The 15,644-nt window shown below is 73.7% G+C and carries 15 protein-coding genes; 6 read left to right on the forward strand and 9 right to left on the reverse strand.

What is annotated here, in order from left to right; genetic code table 11:
- Window position 1: 1 nt before the first annotated feature.
- The gene (locus ACA514_RS39420; protein WP_375046404.1) at window positions 2-1,624 is read right to left on the reverse strand and encodes an ABC transporter substrate-binding protein; all 1,623 of its coding nucleotides are present in this window, start codon (window positions 1,622-1,624) and stop codon (window positions 2-4) included.
- Window positions 1,625-1,822: 198 nt separating this feature from the next.
- On the opposite strand from ACA514_RS39420, the gene ACA514_RS39425 reads away from it, so the two are divergent.
- Window positions 1,823-3,181, forward strand: coding sequence for a M20/M25/M40 family metallo-hydrolase (locus ACA514_RS39425; protein ID WP_375046405.1), 1,359 nt, complete (start codon window positions 1,823-1,825; stop codon window positions 3,179-3,181).
- A gap of 37 nt (window positions 3,182-3,218) precedes the next feature.
- Here ACA514_RS39425 and ACA514_RS39430 read toward each other — a convergent pair whose 3' ends face one another.
- The 3 genes from ACA514_RS39430 to ACA514_RS39440 all read right to left on the reverse strand — a co-directional run bounded on the left by ACA514_RS39430 (window position 3,219) and on the right by ACA514_RS39440 (window position 5,802).
- Complete coding sequence (locus tag ACA514_RS39430) at window positions 3,219-3,995, reverse strand: ABC transporter permease (RefSeq protein ID WP_375046406.1); 777 nt, start codon at window positions 3,993-3,995, stop codon at window positions 3,219-3,221.
- Window positions 3,992-5,008, reverse strand: coding sequence for an ATP-binding cassette domain-containing protein (locus ACA514_RS39435; RefSeq protein ID WP_375046407.1), 1,017 nt, complete (start codon window positions 5,006-5,008; stop codon window positions 3,992-3,994). Before ACA514_RS39435 ends, ACA514_RS39430 begins: the two co-directional genes overlap by 4 nt.
- Before the next feature lie 149 nt (window positions 5,009-5,157).
- Window positions 5,158-5,802, reverse strand: coding sequence for a PadR family transcriptional regulator (locus tag ACA514_RS39440; protein ID WP_375046408.1), 645 nt, complete (start codon window positions 5,800-5,802; stop codon window positions 5,158-5,160).
- A gap of 109 nt (window positions 5,803-5,911) precedes the next feature.
- On the opposite strand from ACA514_RS39440, the gene ACA514_RS39445 reads away from it, so the two are divergent.
- Both ACA514_RS39445 and ACA514_RS39450 read left to right on the forward strand, forming a co-directional pair.
- Window positions 5,912-6,796 carry a hypothetical protein gene (locus ACA514_RS39445; RefSeq protein ID WP_375046409.1) on the forward strand — a complete coding sequence of 295 codons (885 nt, stop codon included), beginning with the start codon at window positions 5,912-5,914 and terminating at the stop codon, window positions 6,794-6,796.
- Window positions 6,797-6,885: 89 nt separating this feature from the next.
- Window positions 6,886-7,923 (forward strand): MBL fold metallo-hydrolase, encoded by a 1,038-nt coding sequence (locus ACA514_RS39450; RefSeq protein ID WP_375046410.1) that lies wholly within the window; start codon window positions 6,886-6,888, stop codon window positions 7,921-7,923.
- Here ACA514_RS39450 and ACA514_RS39455 read toward each other — a convergent pair.
- Window positions 7,905-8,507 (reverse strand): TIGR03086 family metal-binding protein, encoded by a 603-nt coding sequence (locus tag ACA514_RS39455; protein WP_375046411.1) that lies wholly within the window; start codon window positions 8,505-8,507, stop codon window positions 7,905-7,907. The two genes, ACA514_RS39450 and ACA514_RS39455, sit on opposite strands and share 19 nt — an antisense overlap.
- Before the next feature lie 168 nt (window positions 8,508-8,675).
- Between ACA514_RS39455 and ACA514_RS39460 the strand changes: the two genes are divergently transcribed.
- Window positions 8,676-9,350 (forward strand): pyridoxamine 5'-phosphate oxidase family protein, encoded by a 675-nt coding sequence (locus ACA514_RS39460; protein WP_375046412.1) that lies wholly within the window; start codon window positions 8,676-8,678, stop codon window positions 9,348-9,350.
- 92 nt (window positions 9,351-9,442) lie between these two features.
- Here the strand turns inward: ACA514_RS39460 and ACA514_RS39465 are convergent, their stop codons facing one another.
- The gene (locus ACA514_RS39465) at window positions 9,443-9,631 is read right to left on the reverse strand and encodes a DUF5302 domain-containing protein (RefSeq protein WP_375046413.1); all 189 of its coding nucleotides are present in this window, start codon (window positions 9,629-9,631) and stop codon (window positions 9,443-9,445) included.
- Window positions 9,632-9,774: 143 nt separating this feature from the next.
- Here ACA514_RS39465 and ACA514_RS39470 point away from each other — a divergent pair, with 143 nt between their 5' ends.
- Entirely contained in the window at window positions 9,775-11,187 is a 1,413-nt protein-coding gene (locus ACA514_RS39470; RefSeq protein ID WP_375046414.1) for a cytochrome, read from the forward strand.
- Between the two features lie 20 nt (window positions 11,188-11,207).
- On the opposite strand, the gene ACA514_RS39475 is transcribed toward ACA514_RS39470, so the two are convergent.
- Both ACA514_RS39475 and ACA514_RS39480 read right to left on the reverse strand, forming a co-directional pair.
- Window positions 11,208-12,659, reverse strand: coding sequence for an aminotransferase class I/II-fold pyridoxal phosphate-dependent enzyme (locus tag ACA514_RS39475; protein ID WP_375046415.1), 1,452 nt, complete (start codon window positions 12,657-12,659; stop codon window positions 11,208-11,210).
- Window positions 12,660-12,697: 38 nt separating this feature from the next.
- On the reverse strand, window positions 12,698-13,066 hold the full coding sequence (locus ACA514_RS39480; protein ID WP_375046416.1) for a hypothetical protein: 369 nt from the start codon (window positions 13,064-13,066) through the stop codon (window positions 12,698-12,700).
- Between the two features lie 100 nt (window positions 13,067-13,166).
- On the opposite strand from ACA514_RS39480, the gene ACA514_RS39485 reads away from it, so the two are divergent.
- Window positions 13,167-13,574 (forward strand): DUF2795 domain-containing protein, encoded by a 408-nt coding sequence (locus tag ACA514_RS39485; RefSeq protein WP_375046417.1) that lies wholly within the window; start codon window positions 13,167-13,169, stop codon window positions 13,572-13,574.
- A gap of 73 nt (window positions 13,575-13,647) precedes the next feature.
- On the opposite strand, the gene ACA514_RS39490 is transcribed toward ACA514_RS39485, so the two are convergent.
- On the reverse strand, window positions 13,648-15,609 hold the full coding sequence (locus ACA514_RS39490) for an aconitate hydratase (protein WP_375046418.1): 1,962 nt from the start codon (window positions 15,607-15,609) through the stop codon (window positions 13,648-13,650).
- Window positions 15,610-15,644: the final 35 nt, after the last annotated feature.

Genomic DNA, 15,644 nt, shown 5'->3' on the forward strand with positions numbered 1-15,644 from the left:
GTTACTTCACCGTCACTTCGTTGACGACCAGGCCGGTGGACCACGCCGTGATGGTGACGTTGTCCACGTGGCTGGAGCGGCCGCCCTGGCCCGCCCACGTCCACAGCGGGATCATCGGCATCTCGCGGATGGCGACGTCCTCGGCCTGGTTGTAGAACTGCAGCGCCTGCTGCTGGTCGGCGGAGGCGTTCGCCTTGGCGATGAGGTCGTCGAACTCCTTGCTCTTCCAGCCCATCCGGTTGGCGTACGAGGCCCACATGTTCTCGAGGTAGTTCTGGGCGCTCGGGTAGTCGGCCTCCCAGTTCTGCCGGTACGGGCCCTTCTCCTCGCGCTTGTTCAGCATCGAGAAGTAGTCGGAGGCGGGGACCTGCCGGAACTGGATGTCCTGGATGCCGAGGTTCTGCTTCAGCGAGTTCGCGACGATCTGCATCCACTGGTAGTAGGTGGGCTGCGCGTTGGAGAAGTACAGCTCCATCGTCCCCTTGAACCCGCCGGCCTTGTCGTACAGCGCCTTGGCCTTCGCCGGGTCGTAGGTGCACAGCTCGCCGCACGCGTTCGCGCGGTGCCCCTCGATGATGGAGGGCAGCAGCGAGTCGGCCGGGAAGTAGTCGCCGTTGTAGACGGCCTTGTTGACGCCCTGCCGGTCGATGACCATCGAGATGGCCTTGCGCAGGTCCGGGTTCGCGAACCGCTTGTCCCACAGCGGGAAGCCGAGGTAGTCGATCGTGCCCATCTTGCGGGGCAGGAACCGGTCGCCGAGCAGCCGCTTGGCCTCGGGCACCTTCGCGGCCGGGATCGTCTGCAGCACGTCGATCTTGCCGGCGCGCAGGTCGGTGTAGGCGCTGTCGGCGCTGGAGTAGCTCTTCCAGATCACGCCCTTGTTCTTCGGCTTGCGCGGCCCGGTGTAACCGGGGAACGGGACGAGTTTGATCTGCCTGTTGCGTTCCCAGTTCCCGCTCATCATGTACGGGCCGTTGCCGATGGGATGGTTCTCGAAGGACTTGAGGTCCTGCAGCCCGGCCTTCGGCATCGGCGCGAACGCCGGGTAGGTCAGCAGCAGCGGGAACTGGTTGAACGGCGCGGTGAGCGTCACCTTCAGGGTCGCGGGGTCCACGACCTGGAGGCCGGAGAGCTTGTCCGCCTTCGGCTTGGCCTTCTCGTCCTCGGGGTTCATCGCGTCGTACCCCTGGATGTGCGAGAAGTAGTCGTTGGCGGAGTAGGCGTTGGGCCCGTAGGCGCCGTTGTTCCAGGCGTCGGCGAAGCTCTCGGCGGTGACGGGCTCGCCGTTGTGGAACTTCTGGCCGCCGCGGATCTTGATCGTCCACACCTTCTGGTCGCTCGAGGTGATGGACTCGGCGGCCAGGTTGTAGGGCTTGCCTTCCTTGGTGAGGCCCTCCAGGTTGTCGAACAGGCCGCTGAGCACGTCGAAGGAGTAGCTGCTCGTGGTGTTGGCCGGGACCATGTGGTCGGGCTCGGAGTGGCCGGCGGTGAACACCCCGTCGCTCTTGCCCCCGCCCCCTCCGCAGGCCGACAGGCCGAGCGAGGCCGCCAGCGCCACCGCGGCGAGCGCCGCGACCTTCCCGCGCCCGCCCTTGCGCGGTCCCGCGTCCCTGAGGCTGGTCATGCTCCTCCTCGTGCTGTCCCCTCGTGCGCCGGGCCCGGACCGCCCGCCGCACTTCAGGTTGGTGGCAGCGTCGTACCGGCGCGCCGCTTTCGGTATGGCGCTGACCGAGTCGAAACCGGATCGAGACTTGTTGATCAACCGTTGACGCAGGTCGGCGGCAGGAGAAAAGTAAGCCTTCTTGCGGAAGGGGGCCCCAGGGTGACTCGGCAGGCGGCGGGGACGACGGGGACGGGGACGCCCCGGACCGGGAGCGATAGCGGCGGGGACGCGGGTGCGGAGGCGGCGGCGATCTGCGCCGACCTCATCCGCTTCGACACCACCAACCAGGGCGAGGGCGTGGCGCGGCCGGAGCGGCCCGCCGCCGAGCACGTCGCCGCGCTGCTGGACGAGGCCGGCGTCGCGGCCGACATCGTGGAGTCGGCGCCGGGGCGCGCCAGCGTGCTCGCCCGGATCCCCGGCACCGACCCGTCGCACCCGGCGTTCCTGATCCACGGGCACCTCGACGTCGTCCCCGCCGAGCCGTCCGAGTGGACGGTCCCGCCGTTCTCCGGCGAGGTGCGCGACGGGTGCGTGTGGGGACGCGGCGCCGTCGACATGAAGGGCAGCCTCGCGATGACGCTCGCGACCGTCCGGGCGCGGCTGCGCGCGGGCCGCCGCACGCGCGGCGACCTGGTGCTGGCGTTCCTCGCCGACGAGGAGTGCACCGGCGAGTACGGCTCCCGGTACGTGGCGCGCGAGCACCGCGAGTACTTCACGGGCTGCACCGAGGCGATCAGCGAGTCGGGCGGGTTCAGCGTGGACGCCGGCGGCGCCCGCGTCTACCCGATCGCCACCGGCGAGCGCGGCACCGCCTGGATGCGGCTGACGGCGCGCGGCGCGGCCGGGCACGGCTCCAAGCCGGCGCCGGACAACGCCGTCGCGGAGATCGCGCACGCGGTGTCGCGGATCGCTTCCCACGAGTGGCCGGTGCGGCTCACCCCCGGCGTGCGGGCGCTGCTGGACGGCCTGGCCGACGCCCTCGGCACCACCATCGACCACGACCGTCTCGACGAGGAGGCGGTGCGGCTCGGGCGGACCGGGCACCTGTTCGCCGGGACGGTCCGCAACTCGGCGAACCCGACGCGGCTGGACGCCGGCTACAAGGTGAACGTGGTGCCGGGCGTCGCGTCCGCGCAGGTGGACGGCCGCTACCTGCCCGGCACCGGCGAGGAGTTCCTCGCCACCATCGACCGGCTGCTCGGCCCCAAGGTCAGCCGGGAGTTCATCAACCACGAGGAGGCCCCCGCGGCGGACCCGGCGGGCGCGACGTTCGCCGCGCTCGCCGGGTCGCTGCGCGCCGAGGATCCGCTCGCCCGGCCCGTCCCGTACGTGATGGCGGGCGGCACCGACGCCAAGTCGTTCAACCGGATCGGGATCACGAGCTTCGGGTTCGCGCCGCTGCTGCTCGGGCCGGAGCTGGACTACTTCGGCATGTTCCACGGCGTGGACGAGCGGGTCCCGGTGGACGGCCTGGCGTTCGGCACCCGGGTCCTCGACCGCTTCCTCGACACGCGCTGAGCCCTGGACGCGCGCCGAGCACTCGACGCGCGCCGGGTCACTGCGACTTCTGGTAGCTGCGGAAAGAGAAGATCGCGAGCGCGACGGCGAGGACGGTCAGGACCAGCAGCCATCCGCCGTGCATGGCCGCCGACCCCCAGTCCGGGTCGCCGGCCATCGCGGCGCGTCCGGCGTCCAGCGCCCAGCTCACCGGGTTGAACGCCGCCACGTGCCGGATCCAGGCCGGCATCAGGCCCTTCGCCATGAACGCCGACGACAGGAACGTCAGCGGGAGCAGCAGCATCACGTTCAGCCCGATGATGGTGTTGCGGTCGCGCAGCAGCAGGGCGAGCGTGTTGGACAGCGCCGCGAGCACGACGCCGACCAGCACCGCCGCGGCGACCAGCGCGGCGAGCCCGCCGGCGCCGCCGGGGTAGCGCGCGCCCGCCGCCCGGCCCAGCGCGATGATCACCATGGACTGGAACGCCGTGCTGAGCGCCTGCTCGATCACCCCCGCGTTCGCGATCGCGCTGCGCCGCACCGGCGTCACCAGGAACCGGTTCAGCGTCCCGCGCTCGATCTCGTCCATCGTGGCCATCCCGGCGAACGAGTTCAGCGACACCGCGTTCATGACCACGACGCCGGGGACGAGGTAGTCGAGGTAGGACGGCGCGCCGAAGCCCGGCAGCTCGACGACCCGCCTGAACAGCTCGCCGAACAGGAAGAGCCAGATCATCGGCTGGACGAGCGTCATGACCAGGACGGCCGGGTTGCGGGCCAGCGCCGCCAGGCGGCGCCGCGTCATCCACCACGTGCCGGCGAGGAGCCCGCTCATCGCGCACCTCCCGGCGCCACGGGCTCGGGCGCCGCGCCCCGGCCGCCGTCGGCCTGCGCGCCGTCGGCCTGCGCGAACCGGCGTCCGGCATAGCGCAGGTAGACGTCGTCCAGCGACGGCCGCGCCACCGTCGCCGCCGACGCCGGCACGCCCGCCTGGTCGAGGGCGGCCAGGACGGCGGGAACGGCGGAGGCGCCGTCGTCGGTCCGCGCGCTGAGCCGCGGGCCGTCCAGCACGATGTCGCGGACGCCGGGCAGCCGGCCGAGTGCCGCGCGCACCCGCGCCCCGTCCGGCGCCTCGCGCCACTCCAGGTGGACGGCGTCGCCGCGCAGCTCGCCCTTGAGCGCGTCGGGCGTGCCCTCGGCGACGACCCGGCCGCGGTCGACGATCGCCAGCCGCCGGGCGAGCCGGTCGGCCTCGTCCAGGTAGTGCGTGGTCAGCAGGATCGCGAGCGCGTCGTCGCCGGCCAGCCGGGCGATCTCCGCCCACATCGACGCGCGGGCCTCGGGGTCGAGCCCGGTGGTCGGCTCGTCGAGGAACAGCACCTGCGGCCGGTGGACGAGGCCGAGCGCCACGTCCAGCCGCCGCCGCATCCCGCCCGAGTAGGTCTTGACCGGGCGGGACGCGGCGTCCCGCAGGCCGAAGCGGTCGAGCAGCTCCTCGGCGCGGCGGCGCACGTCCGCGCCGGCCATCCCGTAGAGCCGCCCTTGCAGGACCAGGTTCGCGCGGCCTCCGGCGTCGGGGTCGGCGCCGGACCGCTGCGACACGACCCCGATGAGGCGCCGCACCCGGTCCGGGCGGCGCAGGACGTCGTGCCCGGCGACGGACGCGGCGCCCGCGTCCGGCCGGACCAGCGTGGTGAGGATCTTGACGGTGGTGGACTTGCCCGCCCCGTTCGGGCCGAGCAGGCCGAGGATCTCGCCCCGGCCGACGGTGACGGACAGCCCGTCCAGGGCCCGGACGTCGCCGGGGTAACGCTTGACCAATCGGTCGGCCTCGATGGCGTGCGCCATGGTCGCCTCCATGCGGCGTGACGTGCGCGGCGGGGCGTCCCGGATAGGCTGGCTGCGAGGTCTCGCCGCCGGGCCGCTCCGCCGAGCGGTTTGCGTGGTGGGTTCCGCGGTCCCGGCGGCGGTGTTGCAGCACCGCCGCCGGGCCGTGCTCAGCTCTCGGTGGCACCCCTTTCCGCGAGTTCGGCGATCTCGGGCGGGACGCGGCCGGTGTCGTGGAACGCGCGCCACATCGCCAGGCCCTCCAGCGTGCCGCCGGTGATCTCGCCGAGGAAGGCCCGCACCCAGTCCGCCTCCGCCCGCAGGATGGCCAGGGCGTAGTCGGCCTCCAGGAGGAAGACGCGCGGCACCTCGGTCGCCGCGGCGAGCGCGGCGCGGTCGTCCGCGATCCGCTTCTCCAGCGCGTCGAGGCGGCGGGACAGCAGCTCGGCGGTCTCGTCGGGGCCGAGCGCGCCGAGCACCGACAGCCCGGCCTCGAGCCGGCGGTGCTCGGTCTCGGGGACCTCGATCAGCTCCCGCACCCAGTCGGCCAGCTCGTCGCGGCCGGCTTCGGTGATCCGGTAGACGGTGCGTTCGGGACGGGCGCCGTCGCGGACGCTGCCCTCCACCGCCAGGAAGCCGTGCTTCTCCAGGTTCCGGACGACCGTGTAGAGCGAGCCCCACTTGATGTCCATGTCGTGGTCCTTGCCGCGCGCCTTCATCAGCGAGGCCATCTCGTACGGGTGCATCGGCCTGGCGGAGACCGTCGACAGCACGGCGAGCCCCAGCAGGTTGCTCACCTTCCGCCGCTTCGCCATATCGTGCTCCTCGTCTACGAGTATTCGCTTACGAGTATAAGCACTCTCCTCGCTCTCGTCGAGGGCGCCCTGCGCCCTGACATCGCGTCCGGGCGGGTAGGAGAGGGGCGTGGAGTTCTCATCGGCGGCCGACGAGCTGTACGGGGTCGTGCCGGAGGAGTTCGTGGCGACCCGGACGCGGCTGGCGCGCGAGGCCAAGGCGGAAGGCGACGCCGCGCTCGCCAAGCGCATCGGCGGCCTGCGCCGGCCGACGCTGTCGGCGTGGGCGGTCAACCTGCTGGCCCGGTCGGCGTCCGACGATCTCGGCCGCCTCCTGGAGGTCGGCGCGCGGATGCGCGAGGCGTGGGGCTCGGGCGGCGGGCTCGGCGACCTGGAGCAGCAGCGGGCCCGCCTGGTGGCGGTGCTGCTGCGCCGCGCCGGCGACCTCGCGGGCGAGCGGGGGCGTCCACTGCGCGACCAGGCCGTCCGGGAGGTGGAGGACACCTTGCAGGCGGCCACGGTGGACGAGGACATCGCGGCCGAGGTGCGCGAAGGGCGGCTGCCGCAGCCGCGCAGCCACACCGGTTTCGTCCCGGCGGGGTTCGCGCTCGCCCCCGAGCCCAGCCAGAAGCCGGAGGCCGAGAAGCAGCCGAGGGCCGAGAGGAAGGCCGCGCCGGCGGAGAAGAGACCCGAGCGGCCGAAGGTGACGCGGACGAGCGCGGCGCGCGCCAAGCGGGCGGAGACCCTCGCCAGGCGGGCGGACGAGGCGGAGCGGGCCCTGGCGGACAAGGCTGAGCGCGCCGACGCGGCGCAGCGGGCGGCGGACGACGCGTCCGCCGTGGTGGGGCGGTTGCGGCACGAGTTGGAGCGGGCCACCGCGGAGCGGGACTCGGCGGCGCGGCGGGCGGAGCGGGCCGAACAGGCGCGGGCCCGCGCGGAGGAGGCGGCGCGGGAGGCGCGGAAGGCGGCGCAGGAGGCGCGGCGCGCCGCCGAGCGGGACGCCGCGCACGGCTGACCGGTGCCGGCACCCCGGCGGCACGGGCGGTTTCCGGGATGAAGTAAGTTCCACTAATAGAACGCGATTCGAGAATCGGGGGGCGCGCGGTGACGGCACCGGTGGTGGAACAGGCGGCGGAATGGTACGAGCCGGGGGCCCACCCGGTGGCGCCCGGCGTGCACCGGATCCCGCTGGCGCTGCCGATCCCGTCGCTGCACGCCGTCAACGTCTACGTCATCGAGGACCCGGACGGCCCGGTCCTGGTCGACTCCGGCTGGGCGATGCCCGACAGCCGGACGGCCCTGGAGAGCGCGCTGCGCACGCTCGGCCACGGGCTCGACGACGTGGCGCAGTTCCTCGTCACGCACGCGCACCGGGACCACTACTCGCAGGCGCTCGCGCTGCGCGGCTCGTTCGGCACGCGGGTGCGGATCGGGCGCGGCGAGCGGCCCTCGATCGAGGCGTCCGGCGCCCCCGGGGGCGTGCACGCGCGCCAGATCGAGATGCTCCGCCGCTGCGGCGCCGCGGACCTGGCCGCCGAGATCGCCGCGATCCCAAACGACCCGTCCGACGCGGAGCCGCCGCTGACCGCGCCGGACGCCTGGCTTGACGACGGCGAGCGGGTCGCGCTGACGGGCCGCGGGCTGGACGTGTTCGCCACGCCCGGCCACACCCGCGGGCACGTGGTGCTGCGGGACGCGGCGGCGGGGCTGCTGTTCGCCGGCGACCACGTGCTGCCGCACATCAGCCCGTCGATCGGGCTGGAGGCCGAGCCGGAGCGGCGGCCGCTGCGCAGCTACCTGGACTCGCTGCGGCTCGTCCGCGACATGCCCGACACGCTGCTGCTGCCCGCGCACGGCCCCGTGACGCCGAGCACGCACGCCCGGATCGACGCGCTGCTGGAGCACCACGCGGCGCGCCTCGACGCCGCCGCCGAGAAGGTCCGCGCGGGCCACGGGACGGCCTTCGCGGTCGCCGGGGCGATGACCTGGACGCGGCGCCGCCGCACGCTCGCCGACCTGGACTCCTTCAGCCGGATGCTGGCCGTGCTGGAGATCGAGGCGCACCTGGACGTGCTGGCCGACCAGGGCGTCCTGGACGTCCACGAGGAGGCCGGCGTCCGCCGCTACGCGCCGCGCGCCTGAAAGAGCGCGGGGTCGCGGCCCAGGTGGGCCAGCAACTGGTCGGCCGGGGCGGCGGTGCCGGGCAGCGGAACGGCGGGGGCGAACAGCCCGCTACGCGTGGCGTCGGTGACCAGCGCCGCGGCGGGGGCGAGCAGCAGGCTCGCGAGGGCGGCCGGGATGGGCCGCGGGTTCCCGGTGGCGCAGCCGATGTCCCACCCGTGCACGGCGAGCTCGATGGCGCCGGTCATGGCGACCATGCACGCGCTCATCGCGCACCCGCCGACGGTGACGGGCCGGTCGTCGGCGGCCGTCCAGGCGCCGAGGAGCCGGACGGCCCCGGACCGGAACCCCGCCACCAGCGCCGCGGCCGGATCGTCCCACGGCGGGCCGCCGGGCGGCGGCTCCGGACGCAGCCGGACCGAGCCGGTGTCGACGGCCTCCACCAGCGCGTCCAGGGAGTCGGCGGTGTGCAGAAGCAGCGTCCCCAGGTCCCAGCCGCGGCACGGCGTCGCCCGGCCCAGTGCCGCGGCCGTGACGTCGCCGAGCCCGCCGAGCGCGTAGCCGACGGACCGTTCGAGCAGCGCAACCGTCTCCACCGTGCTCATCCCCGCCCTCGCCTTCCGGGGACCGTCCCCACCTGAACTGACCCCGGCCCGGCCGGAAAGTCACCGGCCGGCGGCCGAGGAGTTCCGCCGCGGCCGCCCGCCCCGGCCCCGGGCCCGATTCCGCCGCAGATTAAGATGATCTTCCGAACCCCCCGCGGAAGGAGCGGCATGACGCTCGCCCCCGAGGCCACCGGCACCCCCAGGGCCACCGAGGCCCCAGGAGTGGTCGAGATCACCTCCCCCGAGGAGCTGCGCGAGCTGCTCGGCGCCCCGATGCGGCGGGCCATCGACAAGGAGCGCGTCACGCTGCACGCCTGGGACCGGGAGTGGCTGGCGCGGTCCCCGTTCTGCCTGATCGCCACGAGCGACGCGGAGGGCGCCTGCGACGTCTCCCCCAAGGGCGACCCGCCCGGGTTCGCGCACGTGCTCGACGACACCACGATCGCCATCCCGGACCGGCCCGGCAACCGCCGCGCGGACGGCTTCATGAACGTGCTGAGCAACCCGCACGTCGGGCTGATCTTCTTCGTCCCGCGCCGGGGCGAGACGCTGCGGATCAACGGCCGGGCGCGGCTGGTGCGGGAGGCGCCCTTCTTCGACGACATGGTCGTGAAGGGCCACCGGCCGTCGCTGGCGCTGGTCGTGGACATCGAGCAGGTCTTCTTCCACTGCGCGAAGGCGCTGATGCGCTCGAAGCTGTGGAGGCCCGAGGAGTGGGCGGAGGACACGCTCCCCTCGCACGCCCGGATGGTCAAGGCCGTCCAGTACACCGAGGAGAGCCTCGAAGATCTGGAGCGGCGCTACGACGGCGCCGTCTACGAGAAGAAGCTCTACAAGGGCTGACGGCCGGCCGGCGCGGAGCCGGTTCCGGCGGCTCCCGGCATGGAACGACCCCCGCGCCTTTCGCGCGGGGGTCTGCTTTACGGACGGTCCTGTCAGCCGCTCTTGCGGCGGAACTGGCGCTGGTGGTCGGCGCGCTCATGCACGCCGCGCACCTTCGAGCCGTTCCGGCCCGTCCCGCCGGCGTTCTTGGCCGCGGCGCCGCGCTTGCGCTCCAGGGCCTCCCGGAACCTGCGCTTCACCTCGTCCTCGCCGCCGTCGCTTCCTGCTGCCGAGTCGGCCATGCGGACCTCCAGCTCTGTAAGGGGCACCCCTAGCCTCACATACCCGGGGACCGGACGGCGATCCGCACCCGCCCGAAAGATCAACTTGGGAGTTTTCCCCTTCAACCGGCCAGGCTGGGAGGAACTCTCTATGGTTTGTGATCGTGGAGCCCCAGATCCCGCAGGCCGAGGCCGCGCCCGCCCATCCGCCGCTGGAGTCGCTGGCCGCCCGGCCGCTCCTCAACAGCGACTACGAGGCGCGTCCCGCCGTCTTCTACGAGAAGCTGCGCGCCGAGTACGGGCCCGTCGCGCCGGTGGACGTGCTCGGAGTGCCCGTGTGGCTGGTCATCGGCTACCCGCAGACGCTCGACATCCTGCGCGACGCCCGCGGCATCTGGAGCCGGCGGGTGGAGACCTGGCGCGCCTACCGGGAGGGAACGGTCCCGGCGGACTGGCCGATGCTGCCCGTGGTCGAGTCCGACAACTGCGGCTTCCGCGACGGCGCCGACTCCACCCGGCTGCGCAGCGCCTGGAGCGAGGGCCTGCGCCCGTTCCAGGACCGCACCCGCCCGGAGGCCAAGGCGCTGGAGGAGGCGGTCCGGCGGTACGCCGACGAGCTGATCGACGTGCTGGCCGAGAACGGCGGCCGCACCGGCCAGGCCGACCTGGCGGCGCAGTACGCGCGGCCCCTGCCGCTGATGGTCGTCGGGCGGCTGCTCGGCACCGGCGACGGGGGCGGGGACGGGGACGACGGCCTGCTCGTCGACCTGTGGCGGGTGCTGGACGCGGGGCCGGACGCCCAGGAGGCGTCCACCCGGCTGCTGGCGAGGATGGCGGAGGTCTGCGCCGCCCGCACCACCGCGCCCGGGCGGGACCTGCCGTCCGCCATGCTGGCGGCGGTCCCCGACCTGACCGCCGAGGAGCTGACCGGCGAGATGGCGATGATGACCGGGCTGGTCGGCGACGTCACCGGCACGCTGATCTGCAACACCGTCACCGAGGTGCTGATCGGCGAGACCGGCGCCCGCGCCAGCATGTCCGCCGGGCTGATCCATGAGGCGATCAACCGGGCGTCGACCGCCAACCCGCCGATGGCGAACCTGGCGTTCCGCTGGCCCCGGTCCGACGTGCGCGTCGGCCGGTTCCAGATCGCGGCCGGCGACCCGGTCATGGTGTCGCCCGCCGCCGCGCACCTGGACCCGGCGTTCACCGGGAACAGCGCGCCCGACGCGATCTACAGCTCGCGGGCCCACCTGGCGTGGAGCGCGGGCCCGCACGCCTGCCTCGGCCGCGACCTGGCGACCACCGTCACCACGATCGCGGTGGAGCGGCTGTTCGAGCGGTTCGCCGGGCTGCGGCTGGCGCTGCCGCCGGACCAGCTGGCCTGGCGCTCGTCCCCGCTGATCCGCGGCCTGCGCGCGCTGCCGGTCCACTACGAACTGGCGGACGAGCCGCCGCGCCGGGCCGCCGCACCGTCCGGAACGGGCGAGGCCGCACCCGAGGCGAACCGGCCCGAGGCGGAGCCGGCCTCACTGGCGCGGCGCATCCTGCGGGTCATGCGCCTGTCGCAGAGCTGACCCCCGCCCAAGCCCTCGGCTCAGGCGAGGGCGGCGGCCTCCTCCCGGATCCGCCGCCACGCCGCGTCGATGTGCGCGTCGGTGGTGCCGGCGGCGCCGATCGCCACGCGCAGCAGCACCCGGCCGCCGGCCTTGGTGTGGGTGAGGTAGAGGTCGCCGGACGCGTTGAGCCGGTCCATCAGCCGCAGCGTCGCCGCGTCGGCCTCGTCGCCGTCCAGGCCGTCCCAGCGCGGGCGAAAGCACACCAGGCTGAGCCGGGGCTCCTCCAGCAGCGCGAACGCCGGGTCGGCGGCGATCCGGGACGCGAGGCCCGCCGCCAGCCGTACGCCGGTCCGGACGTGCTCGCGCAGGCCCTCGGCCCCGTACCACCGGATGACCGACCAGAGCTTCAGCGCCCGGAACCGGCGTCCCAGCGGGATCTGCCAGTCGCGGTAGTCGATCACCTCTCCGGACTCGGACGCCTGGTTGCGCAGGTACTCCGGCAGGATCGACAGCGCGCCCACGAGCGGTTCCCGGTCGGCCACCCACATCGCGGTGCAGTCGAAGTTGGTGAGCAGCCATTTGTGCGGGTTGGTGACGTAGGAGTCGGCGTGCTCGGCGACGCCGTCGTTGATGCCGCGCAGTTCGGGGCAGACGGCCGCGACGCCCGCGTACGCGGCGTCCACGTGCAGCCAGACGCCGTGCCGGCGGCAGACCTCGCCGATCGCGGGCACCGGGTCGACCGCCGTGGTCGACGTGGTGCCGATGGTCGCGCACACCATCACGGGAACGGCGCCCGCGGCGGCGTCCTCGGTGAGCAGCGCGTCGAGGTGCGCGGGATCCATGGCCAGGGTCGCCGGGTCGACGTCCACGACGCGGACGTTCGCGGCCCCGATCCCGGTGATCCGCGCGGCCTTCTCCAGCGACGAGTGCGTCTGGGAACTGACGTAGAGGGTGTGCCGCCGGGTGATGCCGTCGCGTCCGGCGGCACCGCCGTCCGCGCGGTGCAGGGCGGCGAGGATCGCGGCGAGCGCCGCACCGGACGCCGAATCCTGGATCACGCCGCCGCCCGGGCCGTCGCCGCGGAACCGCTCGGGCAGGCCGAGCAGCTCGGCGAACCAGTCGAGCACCCGCGTCTCCAGTTCGGTGCAGGCGGGGCTCGTCGCCCACAGCATGCCCTGGACGCCGAGCCCGGCCGACAGCAGGTCGCCGAGGACCGACGGGCCGCTGGCGCCGCTCGGGAAGTAGGCGAAGAAGCCCGGGTGCTGCCAGTGGGTGACACCGGGCATGACGACGCGGCCCATGTCAGCGAGGACGGCGTCGAACCCCTCGCCCTTCTCCGGCGGGTGCGCGGGCAGGCTCGCCAGCACGTCGCCCGGGCGGGCCCGCGACAGCACGGGATAGGACTCGATCGTCTCCTGGTAGTCGGCGATCCAGTCGATGACCTGCCTGCCGTACCGGCGGAACTCCTCCGGCGTCATGTGCGCCGCCACTGCGCGTCCTCCCTGGCTGGAACGGGCCCCGGCGCGGCTCAGTGGGCGGTTCCGCCGGCCGCGCGGCGGACGCCGTGCAGCTCGACCGTCCAGACGCCCTCCATCACCTCGGCGACCGTGAGCCCGAGGGTCAGGTCCGAGCGGCCGTCCTGGGCCGTCCAGAGCGGGAAGTCGACGCGGAAGGCCCGCTCGTCCGACGGCTCCTGCACCGCGGGCGCCGCCTCGATCTCGCGGAACGCCGCCTCCGGCGGGCTGATCAGGTCCCGCCCGTGCCGTTCGAGGGCCGCGGCGAGCTGCGCCGCGGTGAGCCGGCGGGCGTCGGTCAGCGTCTCCAGTTCCTCGTACTCGCCCCGGACGAGCAGCCCGACCACGACCCGAACGGCGTTCACGCCCTCCTCCGGCAGCATGCGCCACACCGTACCGCGCCGCGCCCCCGATGATCGGCCGGCTGTTTAGACGAGCCCGCCCGGGAACGCTTGTCCCTGTCAAGGCGCAGGAAGGACGAACATGCCAGACAAGAGCGACAAGCACGGTCCCAGGGTGGACGACGAGATCGGCCACGAGACGCAGGGCATGGTCAGCGGCGGGCACTCCACCCACGCCGAGGATTTCAAGGAGACCGAGCCGTACTCCGATGACGCGCCCTGGGATCCGACCGCGGCGACCGGCGACCCGCGCGAGGGATCGCCGCCGGGGATGAGCGCGGGCGATGTGGAGGGCCGCAGCGCCCTCGCCCGGATGCTCACCGGCGTCCGCTATCCGGCCCGCACCGACGACCTGGTGGCGCACGCCTCCGGCGCGGGCGCGGACGACGACGCGATCGGCGCGCTGGAGACGCTCCCCGACCGCGAGTACGAGAACGTCGCCGACGTCGCCGAGGAACTCGGCTACGGCCGCGAGAACCGCCGCTTCTGACCACCGCCCGAGCGGCGTTCACCTGCGGCGGGCCGTCGTTGTGAGAAACCTCACGGCGGCGGCTCGCCGCGACTCAACGGCGGGTGCGGGCGCGCAGGGCGGGGATCTGGCCGCCGGCGGCGACGAGGGCGCGCTGGCGGGGCGACAGGCGGTGCCGGGCGCGGTACGTCTCGTCCTTGGTGACGTTGCGGACCTCGACCTCGGTGCCCTTCTCCAGGGCGTCGCGGACGCCCTCGATCCGCAGCCGGTCGCCCTGCTCGACGCGGTCGTAGCCGGCCTCGTCGGCGAACTCCAGCGGCAGGATCCCGAAGTTCACCAGGTTCTGCCAGTGGATCCGCGCGTAACCGCGGGCGAGGACGAGCCGGAGCCCGAGATGGCGCGGCGCGATCGCGGCGTGCTCGCGGGACGAGCCCTGTCCGTAGTTGCGGCCGCCGACGACGGCGTGCGCGCTGGCCTGCCGCGCCCGGTCCGGGTAGCCCTCGTCGATGCGGACGAAGGCGAAATCGGCCAGCTTCGCGATGTCGCTGCGGTACGGGAGGGCCTGGGCGCCCGCCATGAGGATCTCGTCGGTGGACACGTCGTCCCCCACCTTGATCACGACGGGGACGTCCAGGTCGTCCGGCAGCGGGTCCAGTTCGGGCAGGACGCCGATGCTCGGCGCCTTCTCCAGTTCGACGCGGCGCGCCTCGTCCTCGGGGAGCGGCGCCTCCAGCATCTCCAGGTTGACGCTGGAGCGTGCGGGCAGCCGGACGGCCGGCGGGTCCAGGTCCAGGTCCAGGTCGCGGGGGTCGGTGATCCTCCCGGTGAGCGCGGCGGCCGCGGCGGTCTCCGGCGAGCACAGCCAGACCCGGTCGTCGGCCGTGCCGGAGCGGCCGGGGAAGTTGCGCGGGAACGTCCGCAGGCTGTTGCGGCCGATCGCGGGAGCCTGCCCCATGCCGATGCAGCCGAGGCAGCCGGCCTGGTGGATCCGCGCGCCGGCCTGGAGGAGGTCGGTGGCGGCACCCATCTTCGTCAGGTCGACGAGGATCTGCCGGGACGTCGGGTTCACGTCCAGTGACACGTGCGGATGCACCTGGCGGCCCTTGACGATCGCGGCGACGGACGCGAAGTCGCGCAGCCCCGGGTTCGCCGACGATCCGACCACGACCTGGTGCACCTCCTCCCCCGCCACCTCCCGCACCGGCACCACGTCGCCCGGCGAGGACGGCCGGGCGATCAGCGGCTCCAGTGCCGGCAGGTCGATCTCGTCGGTGACGTCGTAGGAGGCGTCCGGGTCGGCGACGATCTCGGTGAAGTCGTCCTCGCGGTCCTCGCCGCGCAGGAACTCCAGGACGCGCTCGTCGGACGGGAACACCGTCGTCGTCGCGCCGAGCTCGGCGCCCATGTTCGCGATGACGTGCCGGTCCATCGCGGTCAGCGACGCCAGGCCGGGACCGTGGTACTCGATGATCCGGTTGACGCCGCCGCGGACGCCGTGCCGCCGCAGCATCTCCAGGACGACGTCCTTGGCGCTGACCCACGGCGGCAGTTCCCCGCTGAGCCGGATTCCCCAGATCTCCGGCATCGTGACGTGGATCGGCTCGCCGGCCATCGCCATCGCGGCCTCCAGCCCGCCGACGCCCATCGCGAGCATGCCGAGCGACCCGGCCGCGCAGGTGTGGGAGTCGGAGCCGACCATCGTGGCGCCGGGCACACCGAACCGCTGCATGTGCGTCGGGTGGGAGACGCCGTTGCCGGGCTTGGAGTACCAGAGGCCGTAGCGGCGGCACGCCGACCGCAGGAAGATGTGGTCGGCCATATTGCGCTCGTCGGCCTGCAGCAGGTTGTGGTCGACGTACTGCACCGACACGTCCGTGCGGACGCGGTCCAGGTCCAGCGCCTCCAGCTCCAGCATCACCATCGTGCCGGTGGCGTCCTGCGTGAGGGTCTGGTCGATCCGGATCCCGATCTCGGTGCCGGGCTCCATCTCGCCGCTCACCAGGTGCGAGCCGATCAGTTTGCGGGCGACGTTACGGCCTCCCGTGCCGTCTGCCATGGCCGGTTCCTCCGCTCCTCGCCTTTCTCGGGATC

The organism is Actinomadura sp. NTSP31 (assembly GCF_041951385.1).
GTDB classification, from domain to species: Bacteria; Actinomycetota; Actinomycetes; order Streptosporangiales; family Streptosporangiaceae; genus Spirillospora; species Spirillospora napierensis.

Excerpts from the sequence above, each read along its gene's own strand:
- ACA514_RS39420 (WP_375046404.1), bottom strand. The coding sequence starts at position 1,624 with ATGACCAGCCTCAGGGACGCGGGACCGCGCAAGGGCGGGCGCGGGAAG.
- ACA514_RS39430 (WP_375046406.1), bottom strand. The coding sequence starts at position 3,995 with ATGAGCGGGCTCCTCGCCGGCACGTGGTGGATGACGCGGCGCCGCCTG.
- ACA514_RS39435 (WP_375046407.1), bottom strand. The coding sequence starts at position 5,008 with ATGGCGCACGCCATCGAGGCCGACCGATTGGTCAAGCGTTACCCCGGC.
- ACA514_RS39440 (WP_375046408.1), bottom strand. The coding sequence starts at position 5,802 with ATGGCGAAGCGGCGGAAGGTGAGCAACCTGCTGGGGCTCGCCGTGCTG.
- ACA514_RS39455 (WP_375046411.1), bottom strand. The coding sequence starts at position 8,507 with ATGAGCACGGTGGAGACGGTTGCGCTGCTCGAACGGTCCGTCGGCTAC.
- ACA514_RS39460 (WP_375046412.1), top strand. The coding sequence starts at position 8,676 with ATGACGCTCGCCCCCGAGGCCACCGGCACCCCCAGGGCCACCGAGGCC.
- ACA514_RS39465 (WP_375046413.1), bottom strand. The coding sequence starts at position 9,631 with ATGGCCGACTCGGCAGCAGGAAGCGACGGCGGCGAGGACGAGGTGAAG.
- ACA514_RS39480 (WP_375046416.1), bottom strand. The coding sequence starts at position 13,066 with ATGCTGCCGGAGGAGGGCGTGAACGCCGTTCGGGTCGTGGTCGGGCTG.
- ACA514_RS39485 (WP_375046417.1), top strand. The coding sequence starts at position 13,167 with ATGCCAGACAAGAGCGACAAGCACGGTCCCAGGGTGGACGACGAGATC.
- ACA514_RS39490 (WP_375046418.1), bottom strand. The coding sequence starts at position 15,609 with ATGGCAGACGGCACGGGAGGCCGTAACGTCGCCCGCAAACTGATCGGC.